General features: G+C 73.6%; 23 protein-coding genes. 11 read left to right on the forward strand and 12 right to left on the reverse strand.

Annotation, left to right across the window (positions count from 1 at the left end; genetic code table 11):
• Positions 1-29: 29 nt before the first annotated feature.
• Positions 30-1,640, reverse strand: a complete 1,611-nt coding sequence (locus tag M8C17_RS27660) for a hypothetical protein (protein ID WP_252419498.1) — start codon at positions 1,638-1,640, stop codon at positions 30-32.
• Positions 1,641-2,242: 602 nt separating this feature from the next.
• On the opposite strand from M8C17_RS27660, the gene M8C17_RS27665 reads away from it, so the two are divergent.
• Complete coding sequence (locus M8C17_RS27665; RefSeq protein ID WP_374559400.1) at positions 2,243-2,887, forward strand: DNA glycosylase AlkZ-like family protein; 645 nt, start codon at positions 2,243-2,245, stop codon at positions 2,885-2,887.
• A gap of 48 nt (positions 2,888-2,935) precedes the next feature.
• Here M8C17_RS27665 and M8C17_RS27670 read toward each other — a convergent pair whose 3' ends face one another.
• The 3 genes from M8C17_RS27670 to M8C17_RS27680 form a co-directional block, all read right to left on the reverse strand.
• Positions 2,936-3,925 (reverse strand): ABC transporter permease, encoded by a 990-nt coding sequence (locus M8C17_RS27670; protein ID WP_252419500.1) that lies wholly within the window; start codon positions 3,923-3,925, stop codon positions 2,936-2,938.
• The gene (locus tag M8C17_RS27675) at positions 3,922-4,812 is read right to left on the reverse strand and encodes an ABC transporter ATP-binding protein (protein ID WP_252419501.1); all 891 of its coding nucleotides are present in this window, start codon (positions 4,810-4,812) and stop codon (positions 3,922-3,924) included. The genes M8C17_RS27670 and M8C17_RS27675 overlap by 4 nt, the downstream gene beginning before the upstream one ends.
• 88 nt (positions 4,813-4,900) lie before the next feature.
• Positions 4,901-5,308: a GntR family transcriptional regulator gene (locus tag M8C17_RS27680; protein WP_252419502.1), complete on the reverse strand. Its 408-nt coding sequence runs from the start codon at positions 5,306-5,308 to the stop codon at positions 4,901-4,903.
• A gap of 273 nt (positions 5,309-5,581) precedes the next feature.
• Between M8C17_RS27680 and M8C17_RS27685 the strand changes: the two genes are divergently transcribed.
• Positions 5,582-6,124: a hypothetical protein gene (locus tag M8C17_RS27685; protein WP_252419503.1), complete on the forward strand. Its 543-nt coding sequence runs from the start codon at positions 5,582-5,584 to the stop codon at positions 6,122-6,124.
• A 29-nt stretch (positions 6,125-6,153) separates the two neighbouring features.
• Here M8C17_RS27685 and M8C17_RS27690 read toward each other — a convergent pair whose 3' ends face one another.
• Together M8C17_RS27690 and M8C17_RS27695 are read right to left on the reverse strand one after the other, a co-directional pair.
• On the reverse strand, positions 6,154-6,426 hold the full coding sequence (locus M8C17_RS27690; RefSeq protein ID WP_252419504.1) for a hypothetical protein: 273 nt from the start codon (positions 6,424-6,426) through the stop codon (positions 6,154-6,156).
• 93 nt (positions 6,427-6,519) lie between these two features.
• Positions 6,520-8,823, reverse strand: a complete 2,304-nt coding sequence (locus tag M8C17_RS27695; RefSeq protein ID WP_252419505.1) for a M64 family metallopeptidase — start codon at positions 8,821-8,823, stop codon at positions 6,520-6,522.
• Between the two features lie 347 nt (positions 8,824-9,170).
• On the opposite strand from M8C17_RS27695, the gene M8C17_RS27700 reads away from it, so the two are divergent.
• Complete coding sequence (locus tag M8C17_RS27700) at positions 9,171-10,280, forward strand: RICIN domain-containing protein (protein ID WP_252419506.1); 1,110 nt, start codon at positions 9,171-9,173, stop codon at positions 10,278-10,280.
• A gap of 32 nt (positions 10,281-10,312) precedes the next feature.
• Here the strand turns inward: M8C17_RS27700 and M8C17_RS27705 are convergent, their stop codons facing one another.
• Together M8C17_RS27705 and M8C17_RS27710 are read right to left on the reverse strand one after the other, a co-directional pair.
• Complete coding sequence (locus tag M8C17_RS27705; protein ID WP_252419507.1) at positions 10,313-11,407, reverse strand: hypothetical protein; 1,095 nt, start codon at positions 11,405-11,407, stop codon at positions 10,313-10,315.
• A 16-nt stretch (positions 11,408-11,423) separates the two neighbouring features.
• On the reverse strand, positions 11,424-11,744 hold the full coding sequence (locus tag M8C17_RS27710) for a PadR family transcriptional regulator (RefSeq protein WP_252419552.1): 321 nt from the start codon (positions 11,742-11,744) through the stop codon (positions 11,424-11,426).
• Positions 11,745-11,887: 143 nt separating this feature from the next.
• Here M8C17_RS27710 and M8C17_RS27715 point away from each other — a divergent pair, with 143 nt between their 5' ends.
• The 5 genes from M8C17_RS27715 to M8C17_RS27735 all read left to right on the forward strand — a co-directional run bounded on the left by M8C17_RS27715 (position 11,888) and on the right by M8C17_RS27735 (position 16,390).
• Positions 11,888-12,976 (forward strand): hypothetical protein, encoded by a 1,089-nt coding sequence (locus M8C17_RS27715; protein WP_252419508.1) that lies wholly within the window; start codon positions 11,888-11,890, stop codon positions 12,974-12,976.
• A 106-nt stretch (positions 12,977-13,082) separates the two neighbouring features.
• On the forward strand, positions 13,083-14,132 hold the full coding sequence (locus M8C17_RS27720) for a nitronate monooxygenase (protein WP_252419509.1): 1,050 nt from the start codon (positions 13,083-13,085) through the stop codon (positions 14,130-14,132).
• A gap of 65 nt (positions 14,133-14,197) precedes the next feature.
• On the forward strand, positions 14,198-15,289 hold the full coding sequence (locus M8C17_RS27725; protein ID WP_252419510.1) for an SRPBCC domain-containing protein: 1,092 nt from the start codon (positions 14,198-14,200) through the stop codon (positions 15,287-15,289).
• A 64-nt stretch (positions 15,290-15,353) separates the two neighbouring features.
• A complete protein-coding gene (locus tag M8C17_RS27730; RefSeq protein WP_252419511.1) occupies positions 15,354-15,980 on the forward strand; it encodes a hypothetical protein in 627 nt (208 codons plus the stop codon).
• A 68-nt stretch (positions 15,981-16,048) separates the two neighbouring features.
• On the forward strand, positions 16,049-16,390 hold the full coding sequence (locus M8C17_RS27735; protein ID WP_252419512.1) for an MmcQ/YjbR family DNA-binding protein: 342 nt from the start codon (positions 16,049-16,051) through the stop codon (positions 16,388-16,390).
• 39 nt (positions 16,391-16,429) lie between these two features.
• Here M8C17_RS27735 and M8C17_RS27740 read toward each other — a convergent pair whose 3' ends face one another.
• A complete protein-coding gene (locus M8C17_RS27740; RefSeq protein WP_252419513.1) occupies positions 16,430-18,466 on the reverse strand; it encodes a glycosyl hydrolase family 28-related protein in 2,037 nt (678 codons plus the stop codon).
• A 221-nt stretch (positions 18,467-18,687) separates the two neighbouring features.
• Between M8C17_RS27740 and M8C17_RS27745 the strand changes: the two genes are divergently transcribed.
• From M8C17_RS27745 to M8C17_RS27755, 3 genes are all read left to right on the forward strand, one after another.
• The gene (locus M8C17_RS27745) at positions 18,688-19,782 is read left to right on the forward strand and encodes a PIN domain-containing protein (protein WP_252419514.1); all 1,095 of its coding nucleotides are present in this window, start codon (positions 18,688-18,690) and stop codon (positions 19,780-19,782) included.
• A gap of 184 nt (positions 19,783-19,966) precedes the next feature.
• Positions 19,967-20,185 (forward strand): hypothetical protein, encoded by a 219-nt coding sequence (locus M8C17_RS27750; RefSeq protein WP_252419515.1) that lies wholly within the window; start codon positions 19,967-19,969, stop codon positions 20,183-20,185.
• Between the two features lie 185 nt (positions 20,186-20,370).
• Complete coding sequence (locus M8C17_RS27755) at positions 20,371-20,547, forward strand: hypothetical protein (RefSeq protein ID WP_252419516.1); 177 nt, start codon at positions 20,371-20,373, stop codon at positions 20,545-20,547.
• A 29-nt stretch (positions 20,548-20,576) separates the two neighbouring features.
• Here the strand turns inward: M8C17_RS27755 and M8C17_RS27760 are convergent, their stop codons facing one another.
• The 3 genes from M8C17_RS27760 to M8C17_RS27770 all read right to left on the reverse strand — a co-directional run bounded on the left by M8C17_RS27760 (position 20,577) and on the right by M8C17_RS27770 (position 23,682).
• Entirely contained in the window at positions 20,577-21,638 is a 1,062-nt protein-coding gene (locus M8C17_RS27760) for a Gfo/Idh/MocA family oxidoreductase (RefSeq protein ID WP_252419517.1), read from the reverse strand.
• Between the two features lie 98 nt (positions 21,639-21,736).
• A complete protein-coding gene (locus M8C17_RS27765) occupies positions 21,737-22,402 on the reverse strand; it encodes a response regulator transcription factor (protein WP_252419518.1) in 666 nt (221 codons plus the stop codon).
• On the reverse strand, positions 22,390-23,682 hold the full coding sequence (locus M8C17_RS27770; RefSeq protein ID WP_252419519.1) for a sensor domain-containing protein: 1,293 nt from the start codon (positions 23,680-23,682) through the stop codon (positions 22,390-22,392). Before M8C17_RS27770 ends, M8C17_RS27765 begins: the two co-directional genes overlap by 13 nt.
• Positions 23,683-23,742 lie beyond the last annotated feature (60 nt).

Here is a 23,742-nt window from a genome sequence, read left to right on the forward strand (position 1 = left end):
CGGTGGCCAGCCACCGGGGGCGCCATCGGTCAGCCTGCCGGGCGCAGCACCCGGCCGGGGCCGGCGGCGTTGTCCGCGGCGGCCTGGCTGCGCTGGGTGCCGGTGACGCAGACGTCGTCACCGAGGAACGCCTCGCGCCACACGTAGCCGGCGACGCAGGTGTGCGGCCCGTACGGGCCGCTGACCCAGCGGCTCGCGGCGACCGCGTTGTCCGCCAGGACCTGAGAGCGGGTCGTGCCGGTCACGCAGACGTAGTCGGACTGGTCGGCGTCGCGCCAGACGTACCCACTGACGCAGGTGTTCGGGCCGGACACCAACCGGGCCGGGTTGCGCCGCGATGCGGCGGCGGCGTTGTCCGCGGCGGCCTGAGTGCGCTGTGCCCCGGTGACGCAGACGTCGTCCCCGGCGTACGCCTCGCGCCACACGTAGCCGGCGACGCAGGTGTGCGGCCCGTACGGGCCGTTCACCCAGCGGCTCGCCGCGGCGGCGTTGTCCGCCCACACCTGGCTGCGGGTGGCGCCGGTGACACAGACCAGGTCACCGGGGCGGGCCTCCCGCCAGACGTACCCCTGCAGGCAGCGGTTGACCACGTCGGTGGTCACGGTCACCGAGGCGGCGTTGCCGGAGAGCCAGTTCACGCCGATCTGGACGCCGTTGGCGTTGAGCGACTGCGCCGGCCCGCCACCGGGCCCGGTACGCAGCAGCGTCGGGGTGCCGTTGCGGACCTCGTGCAGCAGCACGGTGTCGGCGGGGATGCCGGCGCTCCAGCCGGTCTTCCGGCGGAACTCGACCGTGTAGTAGTGGAACAGGTCGGCCGGGTCGAACGGGATCCGCACCAGTTGCGGGCCGCTCGCCGCCGGCACCTCCAGCGGCGCCAGCGTCAGGGTTCGCGAGGCCACCCCGTCGGCGGCCATCGTGAACACGCGGTTCTTCGGCAGCCAGCCCAACTCGTCACGGTGGGGTCCGTTGAGCCCGACGGCGCTGGTGCCGTAGTTCGCGGTGCCGAAGGCGTAGATGTGCATGGCGCTCATCTCGTCCCACGGGTCGTCGTACTCGCCCGGCTGGGACCATGGCGCGTTCTGGTACGTGGTGTCGTTGGAGAACGAGTGCCCCAGGTTGTAGCCGTGCAGCATCTCGTGCGCGGCGAAGCCGACGTTCCACGCGCCCGGGTCGAGCAGCACCCGACCGCCGGCCGCCCCGGAATCCACCCAGTCGTTGAGCATGACCGCGATGCGGTTGCCGGCGGGCACCCCGTAGCCGGCCGCCGCGGCGGTGTCCACGCAGCGCTGGATCCGCGTCCACCGGTCGATCGACTGGAACTGCGCCAGCGTGTACGGCATGGTGTACCAGCCCCGGACGACCGAGCCCGCCAGCGACACCCGCCCGCCGGACTGGTCGGCCAGGTAGTCCGCCACCCCGCCGGTGCCGATTCCGGCCGCGGTGAGGAAGTTGGCGAAGTGCGCCGGCGTCTTCGGCTCGGCGGGCTTGTCGCTGAACTTGCACAGCAGCACCGACCAGGCGGTCGCGTTGCGGATCGGGCTGGCGGTCGCCGGGGCGGCCGGCAGCGCCACGGCGCCCAGCGCGGCGCAGGCGAGCGCCACGGCCGACGCGGCGACCCGACGGAGGATTCTGGACTTCACACGCACTCCCATCCCTGTGGCCCGGCCGACCCGGTCCTGAGGTCCACATCGGAGCACTCGCAGTGATCGTGCGGGCACTTTCAGTCGCGTTGGCGACGGGCCGGAATCCGACTTCGCCGGTCGACGCGGCGTCGGGGCGTCGCCGCTAGGCTCGACGGCGTGGTGGTGCACCAGCTCGATCGGGCGCAGGCACGGAGGGTCGCCGTCCGGGCGCAATTCCTCGCCGCCCCGAGGCCGACCGACCTGCTGGCGGTGGTGCGTCAGCTGACGCTCCTGCAGATCGACCCGACGGCCGCCGTCGCGCCGAGCGCGGACCTGGTCGCCTGGAGCCGGCTCGGCTCGTCGTACCAGCCGGCCGACTTGCAGCGGTCTCTGGAGCGCGACCGGACGCTCTTCGAGCATCAGGCGATGGTGCGGCCGATGGACGACCTGGGTCTCTACCTCGCCGCCATGGCGGCCTGGCCCACGCACGAGCGGCCACGCGAGTGGCTGCGCCGCAACGACTCGTTCCGCCGCGAGGTGCTCGACCTGCTCGGCCGTTCCGGGCCGCTGCTCTCCCGCGACATCCCCGACACGTGCGTGGTGCCGTGGCCGTCATCGGGGTGGACCAACAACCGCAACGTCACCCAGATGCTGGAGTTCCTGGTCCTGCGCGGCGAGGTCGCGATCGCCGCCGCCAGGGCCGGCAGCGACTCTGGGACGTGGCGGAACGGGTCTACCCGCCCGGCACGCCCGTCGTTCCGCTGGAACAGGCGCACCGGCTTCGCAACGAGCGGCGGCTGCGGGCGCTGGGCATCGCCCGGGAGAAGGCGGTGGTCGTCCCCGGCGAGCCCGCGGATGTGGGTGACGCCGGTGAGCCGGCGGTCGTCGAGGGCGTCCCGGGCGTCTGGCGCGTCGACCCGGCCGCGCTCGGGCAACCCTTCACCGGGCGTACCGCGGTGCTGTCGCCCTTCGACCGGCTGGTGCACGACCGGGTCCGTCTCGCGGAGCTGTTCGAGTACGAGTACGTGCTGGAGATGTACAAGCCGAAGGCCAGCCGACGGTGGGGTTACTTCGCGTTGCCGATCCTGCACGGCGACCGGCTGGTCGGGAAGGTCGACGCCACGGCGGACCGCCGGCGCGGCACGCTCACCGTGCACGCCGTCCACGAGGACGTGCCCTTCACCCGCGAGGTGAGCCGGGCCGTGCACGACGAGCTGCACGATCTGGCGACCTGGCTGAAACTGACCGCCGAGGGCCTGCGCTGAGGCGTGATCGCCGGGGCCGTCGTGCGCCCCGGCGACCAGCGTCGTGGTCTAGGCGATCCGACGGACCCGGCGGACGGCGAGGTAGAGCAGGAGCAGGGCCAGGGCGACGAAGATCCCCGTCTCGATGCCCTGGAACAGCCAGAACCGGTCCGCCGGCTGGTAGAGCTGCCAGTTGTACGCGCCGGGCTCGATGCCCAGCTCGGCTCCGCAGGCCCGACCGTCCGGCCCCTTTCCACCGGGCGGGCACTGGATCCGGGTGTCCTCCGCGATCATCGTCCCGTCGGGGTTCCGGACGCCCTGCGTGAGGATCCAGTCCCCCCGGCTGACCTCCAGGGGCCCGTCGCCCTCGATCGGGAAGGTCTGGGTGCGGGCGGGCTGGTAGTGCGGTCGGGCCAGGACCTCCACCGCCGCCCGTACGCCGATGAAGCCGGCCAACGTGATGCCCATGGCGGGCAGCATCCGCTTCCACACGGTGCCCGCGAAGACGCCCAGCGCCACGGCGAAGAGGGTGTACCCGATCGGGACGACGCCCTGCAGGTCGAAGACGACCATGCCGAGCCGGCCCTCGTGTGCGGCCTGGGTGAGCGGCTCGACCCACCACGACATGCCCAGCCCGTAGCCGACCGCGAGGACCACCACGGCGGAGCCGACCAGCCCGAACTTCACCAGCGCCCAGCGGGTGCGGCCGACGCCCTGGGTCCAGACGAACCGATGCGTGCCGTGCTCCACCTCGCGGGCCACCAGCGGGGCACCCCAGAACAGGCCGACCAGCACCGGCAGGGTGAGCAGCAGCACGGCCACCAGGTTCAGGCTGCCGTACCGGTTGGTGAAGCGGCGGAAGCCCGCGTCGCAGGTGTCCCGGGTCGCCGCCGCCACGTTGGTGTCGGCGAGCTGGCGTGCACAGTCCGCCAGCCCGAGGTCGGCGAAGCTGTGCCGCATCGACAGGCCGATCGGCACCATCAGGGCGGCGAGCGCCGCGAACCCCAGCAGGGTGAAGAACGCCTGCTTGCGGTGTTGCCGCCAGGTCAGCCAGATCATGCCGGCACCCCCCACTCGCTGTGACTGGTCTGCGTGACACCGTCGGCCAGGTAGGCGAGGACGACGTCTTCCAGGCCGATCTCGCGTACCGCCCAGGCGGGATCGGTGATCGGCCCGTCGGTCTGGACCAGCAGCGTGGACTGCCGGTCGGTGTGACTGGCCCGGACCACGGCGGCGACGCCCCCGATCGCGCCACCGTCGTGCCGCGGGCCGACCAGCTGCCGGTGCCCGGCCACCAGGTCGTCGACCGTGCCGGCGAGCTGCACCTGGGCGGCGTTGAGCACGATCAGGTAGTCGCAGACCCGTTCCAGGTCGGCCAGCAGGTGCGAGGAGAGCAGGACCGTGGTCCCGGAGTCCGCGACACTGCCCATCAGCGACTGGAGGAACTCGCGCCGGGCCAGCGGGTCGAGGCTGGCGACCGGTTCGTCGAGCAGCAGCAGCCGGGGCTGTTTGGCCAGTGCCAGGGCGAGCGCCACCTGGGCCCGTTGCCCGCCGGAGAGTTTGCCGACCGGCCGGTCGGGCGGAATGCCGAGCTGAGCCAGCCGGGTACGGGCCAGCGCCCCGTCCCACCGCCGGTTCAGCTTGCCGCCGGCGATCACCAGCTCGGCGGCGGTGAAGTCCCGGTACAGCGGGGTGTCCTGGGCGACGAACCCGATGTCGGCCAGGCCCTCCGTGTCGCCGTACGGAGATCTGCCGAACACCCGTATCGCGCCCGCGTCGGGCTTGAGTAACCCGACGGCCAGGTGCAGCAGTGTGCTCTTGCCCGCGCCGTTCGGCCCGACCAGCGCGGCGATCCGCCCGGCCGGCACGTGCAGGGAGCAGTCCCGCAGCGCCCAGGTGCTGCCGTACCGCTTGCCCAGCCGGTCGGCTTCCAAGACCATGTCCATCCTCTGTCCTCTCATTCCGCTCGGGCCACCGCTGTGCGGTGACGCGCGCGCCTGCTGGTTCGCTCGCTGTGCCTGAGGGTTCGCTCGCTCACGCGGGCTCTTTCTGCGGGGCGTCGTCGGCGAGGGTGGCTCGCAGCGTGGTCTCCACCAGGGCGATGACGTCCTCGGCCGTGAGGCCGGCGGCCTGCGCCCGGTGCAGCCACGCGACCAGGTCCTCGCGCAACTCGGCCTGGTTGGGCAGGGACGCGCCGGCCAGGGTGCGCTGGACGAACGTGCCCACCCCCGGTCGGCCGCCGACCAGACCCTCGATCTCCAGCTCCCGGTACGCCTTCAGCACGGTGTTCGGGTTGATCGCCAGTGACTGCGCGACGTCCCGGACCTTCGGCAACTGGTCGCCCGGCACCAGCAGGCCGACCCGCAGCGCCTGTTTCACCTGCTGCACGAGCTGCATGTAGGTGTTCACCTTCGACCGGCTGTCCAGTAAGAACTCGATCACTCGAGACGATCCTTCCTGTTGTCCTACGACAGTAGGACTAATAGACAGCTTCACGGGGAGTGTGACCGCTGTCAAGGGCGCCACGGTGAGTCGACGCGAACGGGGGACTCCTGCGCCGGTCGGGCGGGTGCCGGCCACGGCGTGTAGGCCCGATCGGAGCGGGTACCGCGATCGGGCTGGTCGGGGGCCTGGCCGGCGACGAGCCGAGATGCCGTACTGCGGAAGGGTCCTGCCGTGGGGTCGAGCCGGATCGGGTGGACGGGCGGAAGCCGGGTGCGAGCGGATCCGGCCCGCCGGCCGCTGACCCGGCTCGCCGCGGCCGGCCTGGCCGCGCACGTGTTCTTCGAGTTGGGCGCCGGCGTCGGCATGCCGGCGGCCTCCGTCCTGGGCCCGGTGCCCGCCGCGGGGCTGTGGGCCGTGGGCGCCGGGACCCTGTGGCGGACGGCCGCCACCCGCCCGGCGTCCAGCGACGCCGTGTTCGCCCTCTGCAACGGCGCCGGACTGGCGGCGGTGCTCGCCCACCTGCGTGGCTGGCCGCGCCGGCGGACCCGGCTGGGCCTGCCGTGGCTGCGTGAGTGCGAAGGGCTGGGGCCGGACCTGATGCCGTTCTACAACCCGATCCTGTACGTGTCGGGTGTGGCCGCCCTGGCCGGGTCGCTGCTGGAGAACCGCTCGGCGCCGCGCTACCTGCCGCTGCTGACGCTCGGCCTGGTGCCGCTGTTCATCGTGACCCAGCACTCCGAGCACTGGCGGCTGCGCGACATCGCGCGGCGACGGCCGGGCTGGTGGAACCGCCGGTTGCAGCAGGCCGAATGACCCGACTCAGGCCGTTGTGCCCCGCCCGGTCACGTTCGGCGGCCCTCGTCGCGGGTGGGGATCTCCTGACGCTGTTCGAGGACGTCCGCCGCGTTGGCGTCGGCCGGCAGCGACGTCGCGTCCTCCAGCGTGCCCCCCGGCAGGGCACCCTGCTCGGCCAGGTCGGCCTCGGTGGCCTCCGGGTCCACGTCACCCGACATCCGGTCCGGCGGACCCGTGTCGACCGCGTCCTGTCGTTGCTCCAGGGCGTCCGCCTCCGGCGGGGGGAACGTGTCGCCCTGGTCATCCCGGTACGTGCTCATCGCGGCCTCCTACCCGGCGGGAGCCGACCATCCCGCCGGGCGCTCGCCTACCCGCCACCGTCCGACTCACGCCTGGTGGCGGGCATCCGCGCCTCAACCGTGGTGCGCGCACCGGCCCGAGGTCGCGCCGCGCACCGTGGTCGGGGAACCGAGGTCGACGGGCGCCGGGCCGGGCCCCGAACAGACCAGCGAGCCCACCTGGCCGCCGGAGAGGATCGGCGCCGTCGCGGTGCCGGCGCCGCTCAGCACCAGTCGACCGCTCACCCGCGCCCCCACCACCGTGACGTGGTCGGTGGTGCCGGCCAGCGTCACCGCGCCCCGCACGTCGGTGTTCAGCACCTCGACGGCGGTGGCGCCGGCCGACACGAGGCTCCCGGCGATCGAGGACCGCTCGGCGACCAGGGTGGCGCCGGGTCGGACGGTCACCCCGCCCGACACGGTCGCCGCGCGCAGGCAGGTGACACCGCTGGTCACCACCAGGGGACCGGCGTGCCGGCCGGAGACCACGCTGGTGCAGGCCGGCGGCGACGGGATCAGCGTGGCCACGAACGAGCGGGCCGTGCCGACGTTGCCGACGGCGTCGATGCCCCGGTACTCGATCGTGTGGCGGCCGTAGCCGGGGGACCGCTCGGCGAACGGAGACACCGACAGGCCGCCGGAGCCGAGGTTGCCGTAGACCAGGCCGTCCACGTCGGTGCCGGTGGCGGTGAACAGGAACGGCGACCGGGCGTCGGTCGGCCAGCCGTAGTAGTTGTGCCAGCCGTCGCCGTCGAGCCGGAACTCCGAGGTCACCTGCCCGGTGCCGTCGTCGGTGCCGGTCAACCCCATGGTGAACGGGCCGTTGTACACGTACTCGGTGGGTCGGCCGGGCCGGGTCGTGGTGAGCAGTGGCTCGGAGAGGGCGTACCCGACCTCGGGCCGGGTCGCGTCGACCGTCCAGGTGCGGGTCACCGCCTCCCGGGTCACCGGGTCGCTGACGCGGGCGGTCAGCCGGTGGGTGCCGCGCGACAGGCGCAGGCTGCCCAGATCCAGGTCCCGATCGTTGCCGGCGTCGGCCACCGGCCGGCCGTCGAGCGACCAGCGCACGCCCGGCACGCGGTCGGAGGGCTGGCTGGTCCGCACGTACACGACGTCGCGCGCACCGACCGGTCGGTCCGTGGCGGTGGATCCGGTGATCGTCAGCGGCTCGGCCACCGGCGGGGTGTGCACTCCGGTGTCCACGGTCCAGGAGCGGGTCTGGGTCAGCGCGGGGGAGTTGCGGACCGCCGGGTCGCGGACGAACGAGGTCGGGTCGGTCACCGTGACGGTGACCGTGTGCCGCCCGGGCCCCAGCCGCAGCTTCCGCAGGTCCAGGTGGCGGGCATTGCCGGTACGCGGCACCGCCCTGCCGTCGACCGCCCAGCTGACGGCCAGCGCGTGGCTCACCGGGTGCAGGGTGTCCACCCAGAGCACCCGGTCCGCGCCGACCGGCTGGTCGGTGGCCGTGCCGCCCTCCAGGATGCCGACCCGGGCGGCGATCCGCTCGGTCATCTGCTCCCGGGCGACCTGGTCGAAGTAGAAGCCCAGCGACTTCATCATCGAGTGCCGGCTGGGCCGCCACACCCCGCGCTGGAGGTACAGCCCACCCTCGTAGCGACCGATCGTGCCGCCGGACTCGCTCGGCTCGCCCAGCCAGCGCCACCACTTGGCCCGGGTGTCGCGCATCTGCTGCTCGGTCAGCACCGTGTGGTGCACCGAGTCGGGCTCCGGCCCGGTGTACGTGTCGCCGGGCACGCCACGGCCGTAGTAGTCGTACTCGTCCTGCAACTCGCCGAGCGAGTGCCCGAGTTCGTGTGGACTGATCAGCGCGGAGAGGGCGTTGCCGCCGGAGGCGGTCGCGTTGCGGCCGCCCGCGCCGCCGTAGGTGTCGCTGTTGGCCAGCGCGATCAGCTGCCGGTTACCCGGGTTGGTCCCGGCGGCCAGGTCGGCGTACGCGTTCGCCGCCGCGCCGTCGACGGTCAGCAGCCGCTGCACGCTCGCCGGGTTGCAGCCACCCCAGAAGCCCATGTCCAGCGCCGTCTCCCGCTGCGGCGCGGACAGGCCGGGGTCGCAGTCCACCCCGGATTCGGCGGAGGCGATCTCGACGGCGTAGACGTTGAAGTAGCTGCGGTAGGACTTGAACGGCTCGATCGTCCACAGCGTGTTGAGGTGCCGCTCCACGTGCGACCGGAACGTCGGCAGGTCGGCCTCGGTGTAGCCGTCGCCCAGCAGCACCAGGTTGAACCGCTTCGCCGGGTCACCGGTGACCTGGATCGGCACCACGGTGGCGCTGTCGGCCGGCGCGGCGGCGGCCGGTGTCGCGGTGACCATCCCGGTCGCGAGCATCACCGCGACGCACAACCCCGCTCTGATCCGCACCTGGGCTCCCCTCCGTGTGCCGGCCGGCCCGACCGGCGCCGGACGCGGGGCCGCCGTCGTCCGCGCCTGCCGTGACCGCGGTCATCTGGACCGTACCCGGGCGCCGGCCGGCGCATAACCCTCTGCCGTCCTGAATGGAGCGCGCGACGCCCGGACGCCCGGGCGTCCGGCGCCGGTCGACCGCTCGGCGCAGCCAGCACGGCGTTCGGCTCCCGACCGCGCCCGGTCGGCCCGGACCACCCACCCATAGCCAAGCATCGATGAGTACGTCCAGCTGTGGGCGTCGTTTTCGGCGGACGGCACCACCACCGAGGTCCCTGGACGACCGGTGAGGAGAGGGATCAACCATGCGATGGAACGCACGACGGGCCGCCGCCGGCGGCTTCGGGCTCGTCCTCGGCGCCGTGCTGGCGCTGGCCCAGGTCGCACCCGCACAGGCCGAGTCGAACGGCGGGGTACGGGTGATGCCGCTCGGTGACTCGATCACCGACGGGTTCAACGTGCCCGGCGGGTACCGGATCAACCTGTGGCAGCGGCTGGCCGGCGGCGGCTACACCGTCGACTTCGTCGGCTCGCAGTACAACGGGCCCGCCAGCCTCGGCGATCACGACCACGAGGGCCACTCGGGCTGGCGCATCGACCAGCTCGACGCCAACATCGTGGCCTGGTTGCAGGCAACCACCCCTCGTACCGTGCTGCTGCACATCGGCACCAACGACGTGAACCAGAACTACGACCTGGCCAACGCGCCGGCCCGGCTCTCCGCCCTCATCGACAAGATCAGGTCGACGGCACCCGAGGCGGAGCTCTTCGTCGCCACCATCACCCCGGAGACCGACCCGACCCGGGAGGCGCGGGTGCAGGCGTACAACGCGGCGATCCCCGGGATCGTGGCGCAGAAGGGCAGCCGGGTGCACCTGGTCGACATGCACGCCGCCCTCACCACCGCCGACCTCGCCGACGGCGTCCACCCGAACGCCGGCGGCTACGACAAGATGGCGGCCCGCTGGTACGACGCGCTGCGATCCGTGCCCGGCAGCCTCATCCCGCCGTCCGGACCGCCGGTCGGCAGCCCCGTCGGTCTGGTCAATCCGAACTCCGGGCGCTGCCTCGACGTCTCCGGCGCCAGCACCACCGCCGGCGCGGCCACCATCATCTGGGACTGCCACAGCGGCGCCAACCAGCGCTGGACGCGTACCGCCGCCGGGGAGCTGCGGGTCTACGGCGACCGGTGCCTGGACGTGGCAGGCGGGGCGAGCGCCGACGGCACCACCGTGCAGATCTGGACCTGCAACGGCACCGGCGCGCAGCGTTTCACCTTCCGCGCGGACGGGGCGATCGTGCTCACCGCCGCCGGCAAGTGCGTCGATGTGGCGTCCTCCGCCACGGCCAACGGCACGAGGGTCCAGCTCTGGACCTGCAACGGCACCGGCGCCCAGCGCTGGGCCGTGCGGTAGCGGTCGCGGGCCGGTTCCCGGTGGCGCGCGGGTCAGCCGACCAGCGCCACGGGGGACCGGTCCCGGCGCGGCCCCGCGGCCAGCCCCAGCGCCAGCAGCGCGCACACCGCGCCGACCAGGAACAGCAGCGAGGCCGTCGGCTGGCCCAGCCACTCCCACGGTGGGTGCCACGCCGGGTGCGGCTCGGCGAGGTGGTGCGTGAACAGGTACGGCGCGGTCAGCAGCACCGGCAGCCACCACAGCACCATCGTCACGCCGAACAGGATGCTCGCCGCCGTGCCGCTCACCCGGCGCCCCTCGGTGCGTCGGCTGGCCCAGCCGAAGACCAGCCAACCGGCCGCCGCTCCCAGCAGCGCGCCGAGCACCCCGGCCGGGACCACGGCCGGCGGTGGCGCCCGGTGCAACTCGACCGCCAGGTAGGTGGCGTCGACGGCGGTCTGGGAGGAGATCGAGGCGTTCAGGATCGTGTCGCCACGTCGGGCGACCAGGGTGGTGTCGGTGATCTCCATGGGGGTCGCGCAGAGCTTGTCCGCGCAGCTCACGCCGCCGGACACCTCCGGGTCGTACACCCGCCAGCCGCCATCGGTCAGGCGTAGCCGGGCCACCGCGACGATCTGCTCGGCGGGCACCGGCGGTGCGCCGGTGGCGCCGGCGCCGGTGGCGCTCTCCTGATACTCGCCGCCGTCGCCGAGCAGCACCGACCTGACGTTACGCAGGGTCAGCGGGTGCCCGTAGACGACGAAGAGCGCGGGCGGGGTGTCGATGTCGCCGAGGTCGTGGCCGGGGAAGACCTCGCTCAGGATGGCGGCGGCCTCGGCCCGGTCGGGTTGGGGCCGAGAGGTCTCCCAGGCGGCACGGCTGGCCAACGCGCCGGCGAAGAGACCGCAGATGACCGTGGCGAGCGCGGCCCACGCGACGACCGTGCGGCTGGCCGGGCGGCCGAGCCGGCAGCGCAGCCCGGCCCGGACCAGGTCGACGGCCTCCCGGGCGGTGGGCCGGGTGCGGCCGGCCGGTGCCGCGTCGAGCAGCAGCGCGATCACCTCCGCCGCACGGGCCCGTCGCCAGTCACGGGGGTAGCAGCGCAGCAACCGCCGGTACCGGCGGGCCAACACCTCGGTCGTCGGCATGGCCATCCTTCGAAGGTCAGGCGGGGCGGGAACGCAGGTGACGCAGCCGCGCCTCGGCGGCGGTGGTGAGCTGGCGGAGCCGGGCCGTCTCCGCCTCGAGTGCGGTGATGCCGCCGCCGGTGAGCCGGTAGTAGCGGCGTAGCCGCCCGTCGACGGTCTCGTCGTGGTCGTGCGCGATCAGCCCTTCGGCGGCGAGCCGGTCCAGGGCGGTGTAGAGGGTGCCGGCCAGCAGGGTGACCCGCCCGGCCGACAGGTCGGCGACCTCACGGACGATCCCGTAGCCGTGCCGTGGACCGTTGGCGAGCGCGGTGAGGATGAGGAACGTCGGCTCGCGCATGCCTGGCATGCCGGCACTATAGATAGATCATCGATGTATGAGCAAGGATCGGGTCCGGTCCCGCCGACGGGCACCACCGGCGGGCGGGATCAGCCAGGATTGGCGGGGCGGCCGGGCCACGGCCGCGACGAGGAGGACGGGCGATGGGGGTACGGCAGCGGCACGCTCGCGCCGGTGCGGCACTGGTCACCGCCCTCGTCGGCGCGGTGGCGCCGGCACCGGGCACGGCCGTGGCCGGCGCGCCGGGGGCCGGGACGCCGGTGTGCGAGGTGCGCGACGACCGGCTCACCGAGATCTCCGGGATGGCCGCCACGGACACCGGGTACGTGGTGGTCAACGACGGCGCCGACAGTGAGGCCAACCGCCGCATCTTCTTCCTCGACCGGCGATGCGCGGTGGTGCGCACGGTCGGCTACCCCTCCCGGCCACGGGACACCGAGGACCTGGCGGTCGGCCCGGACGGCACCGTCTGGGTCGCCGACATCGGCGACAACGACCGCTCCCGGGAGACCGTCGCGCTGTGGCGGCTCGCGCCGGACGCGGACCGGCCGGTGCTGCACCGGATGACCTACCCGGACGGCCCGCACGACGCGGAGGCACTGCTGATCGACGCCGGCGGCCGGCCGTTGATCATCACGAAGGGCGGCGGCAGCGTCTCGCTGTACGCGCCGGCCACCGCGCTGCGGCCGGCCGCGACCACGCCGCTGGCCCCGGTCGGCCAGGTGGACCTGCCGAACAGCACGACCAGCAACCCGTACTCCTTCCTCGGTCGGGGCGTGGTCACCGGCGCGGCGAACGCACCGGACGGGCGCCGGGTGGTGCTGCGCAGCTACGCCGACGCGTTCGAGTACGACGTGCCCGACGGCGACGTGGTGGCCGCGTTGACCACCGGCACGCCACGGGTCACGCCGTTGCCGGACGAGCCACAGGGCGAGTCGATCACCTACAGCCGGGACGGCCGTTCCCTGCTCACGGTCTCCGAGTCCGCCGACCAGCCGGCGGGCACCCGCCCGACCGTTCTGCGGTACCCCGCCTCGACGGCGCCGGCCGCCTCCCCGCGCCGCCCGGAGCCGACCACCGCCGGCCCGGTGGCGGCCACCCCGGCCCGCCCGGAGGGCGAGGTGGTCGCCACCGCCAACCGGATCTGGCCGATCGCGGCAGGCGCCGGGACGCTGTTGGCGCTGCTCGGGCTGGCCGGGTTGCTCCGGTCGCGGCGCGCCGCCCGTCGGTGACCGACGGGCGGGCGCGGCCAGCCGCCGTGGCTCACCCGCCGCAGACGGCCGACCGGGCCGGCGCACCCCCACCCGGGCGACCGGGCCGATGCGACAGGATGGGTGCATGTCCGTGCTGTCCGTGTTGCGCCACCCGATCGTCGTCGCCCCGATGGCCGGCGGTCCGTCCACGCCAGCGCTCGTGGCGGCCGCCTCCGCCGCCGGCGGGTTGGGCTTCCTCGCCGCTGGGATGATCGACGCCGGCCGGCTAGGCGCCGACGTGGCCGAGGTTCGCGGGCGCACCGACCGGCCGTTCGGGGTCAACGTCTTCCTGCCCGGCCCCGGCACAGTGGACGAGGCCGCCATCCGGGCGTACGCGGACCGGCTCGCCCCGGAGGCCGGTCAGCACGGGGTCACCCTGGGCGAGCCGGCGGGCGGCGACGACGGGTACCCGGAGAAGCTCGCCCTGCTGCTCGCCGAACCGGTCCCGGTGGTGTCCTTCGCGTTCGGGCTGCCCGACCGTGCCGCGGTGGCCGCCCTGCACGAGCGGGGCACCGAGGTGTGGGCCACGGTCACCCGGCCGGACGCCGCCACAACCGCCGCCGAACTCGGCGTGGACGTCGTGGTGGTGCAGGGCACCGAGGCCGGCGGGCACCGCGGCGGCCTCCCGGACGACGACGACTACGCGCTGCTGCCGCTGCTCCGGCTGGTCGCCGCCGGCTGCGACCGCCCGCTGGTGGCGGCCGGGGGCGTCGTCGACGGCCCGGGGGTGGCCGCCGTGCTGGCCGCCGGCGCCGCCGCCGCGCAACTCGGTACGGCGTTCCTGCGCTGCCCCGAGGCCGGCACCTCGCCGATGCACCGGGTGGCGGTGGCCAGTTCGGCACCGACTGCCCTGACCCGGGCGTACACCGGCAAGCGGGCGCGCGGTGTGGTGAACGAATTCCTGCGCCGGCACGACGCGGCGGCACCCTCCGGCTACCCGCAGGTGCTGCACCTGACGCGTCCGCTGCTCACCGCCGCCCGACGCGACAGCGACGCCTCGGTGGCCAACCTCTGGGCCGGGCAGGCGCACGCCCTCGCCCGGGACGTGCCGGCGGCCGAACTGGTCGCCGAGCTGAGCGCCGGTGCCCGGGCCGCGTTGGCGGCGGCGGCGGACCGGTCCGCACGCTGGGGCTGACGGGTCACCGACGACGGCCCGGGCCGGGCGGGACGGGCCGGACACGAAACCCGTAGAGTCGCGCCGTGATCGAGATCGGCGCGCAGGTCGACCTGTCCCACCCGCCCGACCGGGTCTGGCTCGCACTGACGGATCCGGAGCTGCTCGGCCGGTGGTTCGCCGAGGCCGAGACGGTGGCGGGGGTGCCGGACCGGCTGGTGCTGCAGACGGCCGGGTTGCCCGGCTTCGACGCCAACGTCGAGGTCGAGGTGACCGAGCGACGGATGCCCGAGCTGTTGGCGTTGCGGTGCGACGAGGCCGGCCGGCTCACCGAGCTGACCTGCACCGTCACCGCCACCAAGCAGGGCTGCCGGCTGGCGGTCCGGGAGGTCACGACGCACGGCGTCTGGTCCGCCGAGCAGCACGAACCGCGCGAGCAGCAGCTCCGGCAGGCCCTGACCGTGCGCCTGCCGGCCATTCTCGACTGGCTCGCCTTCCAGAAGGTCGACCTGAGTCGCGGCGAGGTCGGCATGACCACCGAACTGCCGACGATCGGCGCGCCCGGCACCGGCCCGGCCCGGGCACGCCGCCGCCGCACGGTGGTCGCGGTGCTGGCCGGGGCCGTACTGGTCGCGGGGCTGGCAGCGTGGGTCACGTTGCCGGGCGAGCCGGACAGCGCCGCCGCACCGGCCCCGGCGACACCGTCGCCGACGTCGTCGTCGACCGGGGCGGCGGTCGCGCCCACCGGCACACCGAGGTCCGTGGCCTCGGCACGCCCTTCGCGGACCGTCGCATCGGCGACCCCCCGACCGAGCCGGACGCCGGCGGCGAAGCCGTCGCCCACCCTCGCCCCGGTCCCGGCGCCGCCACCGATGACGGCGGGCTACCGCACCGACTCCAGTCGACTGTTCGGTTACACGGGTGAGGTGGTGGTCGGCAACCCGGGTGGCGCGCCGGTGGCGGACTGGGCCGTGGTGGTCACCCTCCCCGAGGACAGCAGCGTCGACGATGTCGACGGCGCCGACGTACGGCGGGAGGGACGGACGCTCACCTTCACCGGGCCGGCCGTGCCGGCCGGCGGGTCGCACACGTTCCGCTTCGAAGTCCGCGACAGCCGCCCCAAGGCCCGGGAGCCGGAGAGCTGCACAGTGGGCGGCAACCCGTGCGCGGGCCTGTGACCGTGGGCCGAAAGCGGCCCGACCCGAGGTCGGTCGGCCGGTCGGTCGTCCCTAGGCTGGCGGCATGGCACTGCTGCACCGGGCGACCCTGCGCCCCTCGAAACTCGACCTGCTGGCGACCTGGCTGCCCGGTCAACCGTGGTACCGGGGGCCGGTCGGCGCCGACGTGCTGAGCCGGGGCGCCTACCGCTTCGACGACCCCGCCGGCGCCGTGGGCATCGAGACGATGCTGGTCGGCACCGCCGACGGGCCGGTCCACCAGGTTCCGCTCACCTACCGCGCCGAGCCCCTGGACGGTGCCGACGACTGGCTCGTCGGCACCACCGAGCACTCGGTGCTCGGCCCGCGCTGGGTGTACGACGGCTGCGCGGACCCGGTGTACGCGGCGGCGCTGGCCGACGCGATTCTCGCCGGCACCGGTCAGGCGGAGCAGTACTTCGAGGTCGACGGCCGACGCGAGTTGCGCGAGCCGACCATGACCATCGTGGCCGGCGGTGCCGGGGTGCCCCCGGTCGGTGACGGGGGACCGGTGGTCGACGAGGACGCCACCCTCATCGTCACCGACTCCGTCGAGTTGCTGGTCGTCCGCCGGCCCGGCACCCTGGCCACGGATGCCGCCGGGGCGGTCCTCAGTGGCAACTGGGACGGGCAGCCGACGACCGTGCCCCTGGCGTACGCCCGGGCGCGCTGACGGGCCGGGGCGACCGGGCCTTCCCGCAGCGGCTCGACGGCGGACCGGCCGGCCGTTACGGTCGGGGCGTGGTCACCGTCGCCGACGTCCGGGCCCTCGCCCGGACGCTGCCGCGCAGCAGCGAGCACCTGATCCGGGACCGGGTGAAGTTCCGCGTCGGGTCGATCGTCTACGTCGCCTTCTCCCGGGACGAGTCGACGATGGGCTTCGGCTTCCCGAAGCAGGAGCGGGCCGCGCTGGTCGCCGCCGAGCCGGAGCTGTTCTTCCTGCCCGGCGAGTCCGACCTCCGCTTCCACTGGGTGTGCTGCCACACCGCCCGGCTGGAGCACGCGTACATGACCGAGCTGGTCACCGAGGCATGGCGGATGGTGGTGCCGAAGTTCCTGGCCCGGCAGCGGTTGGACACCTGAGGGCGGACGGGGGCCCGGACATCCGGGCCCCCGTCGCCGTCACCAGGGGGCCGGTGGCGGGGGCGGCGACACCGGCGGCCGGTCGTCGCAGGTGATGGTGTTCGGCAGCAGCCACGGGGCCAACCAGCCGCCGTCGTTGCCGCCCAGGTCGGTCAGCGCGAACTCCGAGCCGGCCGGGGTGAAGTGGAACGACCCGCAGTTGTTGACGCCGACGGCACCCACGTTGCGAGCGTCCACGTTGGCGAACGAGGCCGAGCCGGCCGACCGGGCGCTGACCACCGAGGTGCCGGTGCCGTCGACCCGGATGTCCCGGAAGTGCACGTTGGTGATCGAGTGGAGATCCTTCACGGGCCAGTCGCTGACCAGCATGATCGCGTTGTACGTGCTGTCGAGGTAGGCGTCACCGACCACCTCGATCCTCGCGTCGATGCTCCGGTCCAGGGCGAAGAACCAGATGGCGCCGAGACCGATGTTCCAGTTCAGCTCGTACGTGCCGGCCCGGGCGGTGGTGTTGTTGGTGATCCAGAGGTGCCCGGTGAACGGCTCCGCGCCGAAACGGGAACCGACCTGGATGCCGCTGCCCTCACGGACCGGATCGGCGATCAGGTTGTGCGAGACGGTGTTGTCCGTGCCGCCGTAGATGGCGATGCCGTTGGCCAGGGTCGGCGACTGCACGGTGTTGTGGTCGAACGTGTTCCGCGTGTTGGCCGTCTTCTCCGACCACATCGCCAGCCCGTCGTCGCCGGTGTTGCGGACGAAGTTGTGCGCGACGAGCGAGTCGGTCACGCCGGTGTGGAAGTTGAGCGCGTCGGCGATCTGGTCGACGATGATGTTGTTGGTGACGCGCACGTTCGTCATCGGACCGTCGAACCACAGGCCGACCTTGGTGTGGTGCAGGTACAGCCCGTCGATGGTCGAGTCGCTCATCGCACCGCCGATGGCGTTGACCTGGTCGGTGTCGATGCGCTCCCGGACGTCGCCCTCGATGGCGAAGCCGGAGAGGTGGACGTTGCGGCTGCCACCGTCGGCGGCGTCCCGGCCGTAGAAGCCGACGCCGGTGTGCACCGAGCCGTCCGGCGCGGGCGTCGGCAGGGCGACCTGCCGGCCCTTGATGGTGGTGTACCAGTTGCCGGCGCCCTCGATGGTCACGTCGTCGACGATGATGTGCCGGTTGACCTGGTAGGTGCCCGGTGGGATGTACACCTTCAGGTGGGCGCGGCGGGCGAACGCGATGGCGCGGTCCAGGGCGTCGGCGGAGTCGCGCCGGCCGGTCGGGTCGGCCCCGAAGGCCAGCACGTTCGCCGCGAGCAGCCGGATGTGCGGCGGCGCGACCAGCTCGGAGTCGAGCAGGTCGATGACGGTCCACGCGGCGGCGCTGCCGGCCGGTGCGGTGAGCCGGATCCGGTCACCGGCCCGGTAGGTGCGCCCCAGCAGGAGCCGCTGCTCGTCGTAGAAGTGGGTGGGCCGGAACGGCGTGGTGATGGTCGGGTACGGCGTGGTGGCCGACGGCACGCACGAGCACTCGGTGATCCACCAGTCGGGGTGCAACAGCCCGGCCTGGGGGTCGTTGGAGAACGGGTACTGGTTGTAGAGCCAGGAGTACTGCGAGGTCAGCGTCATGCTGCGCACGTGCCTGCCGTTGACCGCGACGCCCAGCGGCGCGGTGATCCCGCCACCACGGGGCGCGTCCGGGATGCTGTACCGCACGGTGATCGCGTTGGCCGCGCTGGGCAGGGCGAACTCCACGTACTCGCCGGGGGTGAGCCGGACGGCCCGGCGGCCGGAGGCCTCCGCGGGCAGCGTGTAGGCGGACCGGTCGGGGCCGATGATCTCGCCGTTGGTGCGGGCGTTCTCCGCTTCCTGCTCGACGAAGTCGACGTCGGCGCCGCGTCCGGCGACCAGTGCGGGGTCGAGGGCGGCCCGGGTGACCACCGGCGCTGCTCCGGATGGCGTGGGTGGAGCGGCAACGGCTACGGCGGGCCCGGCGACCAGCGTGGTGACGGCGGTCGCGAGTGCGAGCGCGGTGGCGGCCGGCCGGCCCGGGCGCCCCCGCGCCGGCATGATGAACCGAAACATCGGTGACCCTCCTGTGTGGGTGGTGGTGGAGGTCCGCCCGGCGCTCCCCCTGACGCCCGACATTGATCGTCATGATGCAGCACCGAACACTGCGCTGCAAGACACCAATCGAACAACGAAAAGAAGCGACAGTTTGATCGCAAGAACTGAACGGTCACCGGATCGACGTGTCGTGCGCCGCCTGAGCCCGGGCGGGTCGCGCCCGGCGTACGCTGGCCGGCGTGGATCAAGAAGACCGGATCGCCCTTTTCCTGGACTACGAGAACCTGGCGTTGGGGGCGCGCGACCACCGTGGCGGCGCGGCCTTCGACTTCCGGCCCATCGCGGACGCACTCGCCGAGCGCGGGCGGGTCGTGGTGCGGCGGGCGTACGCCGACTGGTCCTACTTCGACGAGGACCGCCGGATGCTCACGCGGTCGCACGTCGAGCTGATCGAGATCCCGCAGCGGATGGGCGCCTCCCGCAAGAACGCGGCCGACATCAAGATGGCTGTCGACGCGATCGAGCTGGCCTTCGAACGCGACTACATCTCCACCTTCGTGATCTGCAGCGGCGACAGTGACTTCACGCCGCTCGTCCACAAGCTCCGCGAGCTGAACAAGCGGGTCATCGGCGTCGGTGTCGAGGGGTCGACGTCGGCGCTGCTCCCTCCGGCGTGCGACGAGTTCCTCTACTACGACCGGCTGGAGGGTGTGGACATCCCGCCGACCAGCAGCCGTCGCGGCCGTCCGGTGCGGCAGCCCGGCCAGGACCAGCGGGCGCCCGAGCCGGAACGCGAGCAGCCCGAGCCGGAGGTGGAGCGCCGGCCGGCGGGGGAGGAGCCCGACCGGGACGTGGACGCCCTCGCCGTGCTGGTGGCCCAGACGGTGGCCGGGCTGCAGGGCAGCGCCAGCGGCGAGGTGACCGCCTCGCGACTCAAGCGCACCCTGCTGCGCAAGGACCCGACGTTCAGCGAGTCCGACTACGGCTTCCGCACCTTTGGCGAACTGCTGCGCCACCTCGCCGGCCACAACGTGATCGAGCTGGCCGAGGGGCCCGCGAAGGGCGACCCCGAGGTCTCGCTGCCCGAGCACGGCGACCGGGAGGTGGCCTTCGGCCTGCTCCGTGGCGTGGTGGCGGACCTCGGCAGCAGCGGCAACCCGGTGGCGCTGTCCGGGCTGAAGAACCAGCTCCGCCGGGCACGTCCCGACTTCAGCGAGAAGAAGCTCGGCTACCGCAGCTTCCTCCAGTTCTGCAAGGCCGCGGCCACCGGTGGCGCGGTCGACCTACGGTGGAGCCCCGAAGCCGACGACTACCTGCTCACCGCCCAGGGATGAACGTGGAGCCCGCACAACGGCACCCGAATCGAGTCTGATTCGTTGCTCAGGACGTGAGGGAATCGCCGAGACGGTTCCTCCCTGTCGGCGGCCGGCTTGAAATGTGACTGAATTGCGGTTATTGATGCGGTAACGGCCCACCTGCGACGTACCCCTTGGCCGTAATTTGCTATACGGTCGGCGAATGATGGTGGAGGAACACTGGTGGAACGGAGACACGACCCCGCGCGGGCGCCGGGACGTGTATATCCGTACTGACGGGCAGGGTTGGGAGGTCCGCGCCCAGATCGGTGGGGCGTCGGGTCGTGAGCGGGTGCAGCAGTGCCCCAGCCGGGCCTCGGCGGCCATCCTCGCCGATGCGTGGCGCGGCACCCACCCATCCTGGCGCGAACTGAAGCGCTGATCCGGCACCGGGCCGGGCCGGCAACGCTCCTGGGCTCCCGCCCGGTGCGATCGTCGGCCGGCCCGGTGCTCGACTCGACCGCTGAGCATCAACTGGTCAAGGGTTGCTCGCGTGCCATTGCTGCACACCGCCCGTGTCCGCCGCCCAGGCGGGGTACAACCGGGGGTAGGCAGGATGGAGGTCCCATGTCGCAGGATCCCGACGAGCAGAACCCGGAGATCACCGACGAGGTTCGGGAGGCCGAACGTCGGCTGGCCCGGTTCGCCGGCCGATCCGACGACGACGCGCTGACCGACGACGCGCTGACCGACGACGACGCCCGGGTGTCGGACGACGCTCTGACCGAGCGCGAGGCCGACTAGGACGAGTCCCAGTCGGCCCCGGCGGGCGGTCAGGCGGACGGAACGGGGAGCACGGCGGCCTCTGCCGCCGAGCGGTGCGCCAGCTCGATCAACTCGACGGTGGCGACCGAGTCCCGCGGATCCACCGGCATCGCCGTGCCGTCCCGCAGCGCCGTCGCCACCTGCTGGTAGAAGCTCTGGTAGGAGCCGGGCACGGTGGGCACGGCCCGCAGGTCACCGTCGACGCCGAGCAGGCCGTACCGCTCCGGCGGGACCTCGCCCCAGCCCGGCTGGTCCGGACGGCCGCCCTCGTGCAGCGCCGCCTCCTGCACGTCCAGCCCGTACGTCGTGTAGCCGGCCCGGTCGCCCAGCACCCGCAGCCGGGGCCCGAGTTGAGCGGTCAGCGCGCCCATCCACAGGTGCGAGTGCACACCGTTGGCGTGGGTCAACGCCACGAACGCGTCGTCGTCGACCTCGGCGCCGGCGCGCCGCCGGTCCACCTCCGCGTAGACGCGGTCGACCGGGCCGAAGAGCTGCACCGCCTGATCGACGAGGTGGGCGCCGAGGTCGAAGAGGGCCCCGCCGGCCTCCTCGGGACCGGCGAGCTCCCGCCAGCCCGGCTTGATCGTCGGACGGAAACGCTCGAACCGGGACTCGAAGCGGAGCACCCGTCCCAACTCGCCCTGCTCCACGAGCCGGCGGGCGGTCAGGAAGTCGCCGTCCCAGCGGCGGTTCTGGAACACGGTCAGCGGCACGCCCCGGCGGTCGGCCTCCTCGACCAGCGCCCGGCTCTCGGCGGCGGTGGGGGCCAGCGGCTTGTCCACCACCACCGGCAGGCCGGCGGTCACCGCGGCCCGGGCCATCGGCACGTGCTGCCGGTTCGGCGTCGCCACCACCACCAGGTCCAGCGCGTCCGGCGTACGCCACAGCTCGTCGACGTCGTCGACGAGGCGGGCGTCCGGGTGCTGCTGCCGGGCCTGCTCGCGCCGCTGCGGATCACGCGTCACGATGGCGTCCAGCCGCAGCCCGGGTGTCGCGGCGATCAGCGGCGCGTGGAACACCCGGCCCGCCAGCCCGTACCCCAGCAGACCGACCCGCAGCGCCTCCGCCATGCCGTACTCCCGTCTCCCGGCCCGCGCCCCGGTGACGGCGGTACCGCTGACCGAATCTACGCCCCGGCCGGTCGGGCCCGACCCGGACCCGGCGCTGCTCAGGGGACGGGATCGGCCCGCAGGTAGGTGAGCACCGCGAGCACCCGACGGTTGGTGTCGTCGCTGGGCGGCAGGTCGAGCTTCAGCAGGATGTTGCCGACGTGCTTGCCGACCGCCGCCTCGGTGACGTGCAGCCGGGCGGCGATCGACGCGTTGGACCGGCCCTCGGCCAGCAGCGCCAGCACCTCCCGTTCCCGGGCGGAGAGCGCGGCGAGCGGGTCGCGCGGGCGGTGCAGAAGTTGCCGGACCACGTCCGGGTCGATGGCGGTGCCACCGGCGGTGACCCGGCGCAGGGTGTCGACGAACTCGGTCACCTCCGCCACACGGTCCTTGAGCAGGTAGCCGACCCGCTGGCCGTCGCCGCTGTCCAGCAGCGCCGCGGCGTACCCGGTCTGCACGTACTGGCTGAGCACCACGACCGGCAGTTCGGGCCGCTCGGCGCGCAGCGCGACGGCCGCGCGCAGCCCGTCGTCCCGCCGGCCGGGTGGCATCCGGATGTCGGTCAGCACCAGGTCCGGCCGGTGGGTGCGGGCGGCGTCCAGCAGCTCCGGCGCCGAGCCGACGGCGGCGCACACCGCGAAGTCGAAGCGGGTCAGCAGCGCGACCAGACCCTCGCGCAGCAGCACCTCGTCCTCGGCGAGCACCACCCGCGTCACCGACGGCACGGCAGCTCCACCCGCAGCAGCGTGGGCCCGCCGGGCGGGCTGGACAGCAGCAGCCGCCCGTCCGCCGCGGCGACCCGGTCGGCGAGGCCGGTCAGGCCGGTACCCCGGGACGGGTCGGCGCCGCCGTGGCCGTCGTCGAAGACCTCGACGACGAGATCCCCGCCGCCCCTGGTCAGGTGCACCTCGGCGCGGCTGGCCCCGGCGTGCCGGGCCACGTTGCCCAGCGCCTCGGACACCACGAAGTAGGCGGTGGTCTCGACGATCTCCGGCAGCTCGCCGTCGAGGTCGGCGCGCACGGTCACCGGGACGGTGGCCGCGTCGCCCAACTCCCGCACCGCGCCGGCCAGGCCGAGGTCGGTGAGGCTCTGCGGACGGATGCCCTGCACCAACTGCCGAAGCATCACCATCAGACCCCGGGCCTGGTCGTGGGCGACGGACAGCGGCCGGGCCGCCGGGGAGTCCTCGGGGACGTCCAGCCGGGCCAGGCCCAGTTGGAGGGTGAGACTGGTCAGCCGTGGTTGCGCACCGTCGTGCAGGTCACGCTCGATCCGACGACGTTCGGCCTCGTACGCCCCGACCAGCCGGGTCCGGGACCGGGCGACCTCGCGCAGCGCCGCCGCGTCGACCGGCCAGGCCAGCGCCCACCGGGCCACGGCGGCCTGGACGGCGGCGAGCAGGCCCGCCACGTACCAGAGCACCGGGATGAGCAGCACGCCCACGATCGCGTACGGGACGGCCTCGCCGGGGCTGCTCACCGTGCGCCAGATCACGACCGGCTGGTTGTCGTCGCCGGCGAGCCAGGGGCTGGTGACCAGCCCGAGGTCGAGGAGAACCAGCAGCAGGAGGACCCAGTACGCGACCGGCACGAACCCGCCCAGCCAGAACAGGTACGCCACCTCCCGCCAGCCGGCGGCCGTGCGGTAGCGGGCGGCCAGACCCTGCCACGGCGACGGAGGCAGCGGTCGGCCGTCGACGAGGCCGAGCCGCCACCGCTCGACGGCGGCCACCGGGAAGCTCACGATCGGCGCCAGCGCCAGCAGGGTGAGGCTGCCGACCACCAGGAACAGGATGAGCGGGATTTCCGGCGGCCGACCGTGCAGCCATACCGCGTTGAGGGCGGCCAGCAGCGGCCCGACGACCACGAGCAGCCCGACGGACAGCACGCCGGCGATGGGCACGGTGCTGACGAGGTAGACCAGCGCGCGCCAGGGCCAGGCGGAGATCAGCCAGCCGCGGCGACGCAGCGCCTCGGCCAGGTGAGAAGGGAGTTCCGGGGTCATGCCACAGACGCTAATCGCGGGCGAGCGGACGCCCCAGCCGTCCAGATCCACTTTAGGGGT

It is taken from the genome of Micromonospora sp. RHAY321 (assembly GCF_023896955.1).
GTDB lineage: Bacteria > Actinomycetota > Actinomycetes > Mycobacteriales > Micromonosporaceae > Micromonospora.

Bases quoted from the DNA above. Each gene is read 5' to 3' on its own strand.
- M8C17_RS27670 (WP_252419500.1), bottom strand. From the start codon at position 3,925: ATGATCTGGCTGACCTGGCGGCAACACCGCAAGCAGGCGTTCTTCACC.
- M8C17_RS27675 (WP_252419501.1), bottom strand. From the start codon at position 4,812: ATGGACATGGTCTTGGAAGCCGACCGGCTGGGCAAGCGGTACGGCAGC.
- M8C17_RS27690 (WP_252419504.1), bottom strand. From the start codon at position 6,426: ATGAGCACGTACCGGGATGACCAGGGCGACACGTTCCCCCCGCCGGAG.
- M8C17_RS27700 (WP_252419506.1), top strand. From the start codon at position 9,171: ATGCGATGGAACGCACGACGGGCCGCCGCCGGCGGCTTCGGGCTCGTC.
- M8C17_RS27705 (WP_252419507.1), bottom strand. From the start codon at position 11,407: ATGCCGACGACCGAGGTGTTGGCCCGCCGGTACCGGCGGTTGCTGCGC.
- M8C17_RS27710 (WP_252419552.1), bottom strand. From the start codon at position 11,744: ATGCGCGAGCCGACGTTCCTCATCCTCACCGCGCTCGCCAACGGTCCA.
- M8C17_RS27715 (WP_252419508.1), top strand. From the start codon at position 11,888: ATGGGGGTACGGCAGCGGCACGCTCGCGCCGGTGCGGCACTGGTCACC.
- M8C17_RS27720 (WP_252419509.1), top strand. From the start codon at position 13,083: ATGTCCGTGCTGTCCGTGTTGCGCCACCCGATCGTCGTCGCCCCGATG.
- M8C17_RS27730 (WP_252419511.1), top strand. From the start codon at position 15,354: ATGGCACTGCTGCACCGGGCGACCCTGCGCCCCTCGAAACTCGACCTG.
- M8C17_RS27740 (WP_252419513.1), bottom strand. From the start codon at position 18,466: ATGTTTCGGTTCATCATGCCGGCGCGGGGGCGCCCGGGCCGGCCGGCC.
- M8C17_RS27750 (WP_252419515.1), top strand. From the start codon at position 19,967: ATGATGGTGGAGGAACACTGGTGGAACGGAGACACGACCCCGCGCGGG.
- M8C17_RS27755 (WP_252419516.1), top strand. From the start codon at position 20,371: ATGTCGCAGGATCCCGACGAGCAGAACCCGGAGATCACCGACGAGGTT.
- M8C17_RS27760 (WP_252419517.1), bottom strand. From the start codon at position 21,638: ATGGCGGAGGCGCTGCGGGTCGGTCTGCTGGGGTACGGGCTGGCGGGC.
- M8C17_RS27770 (WP_252419519.1), bottom strand. From the start codon at position 23,682: ATGACCCCGGAACTCCCTTCTCACCTGGCCGAGGCGCTGCGTCGCCGC.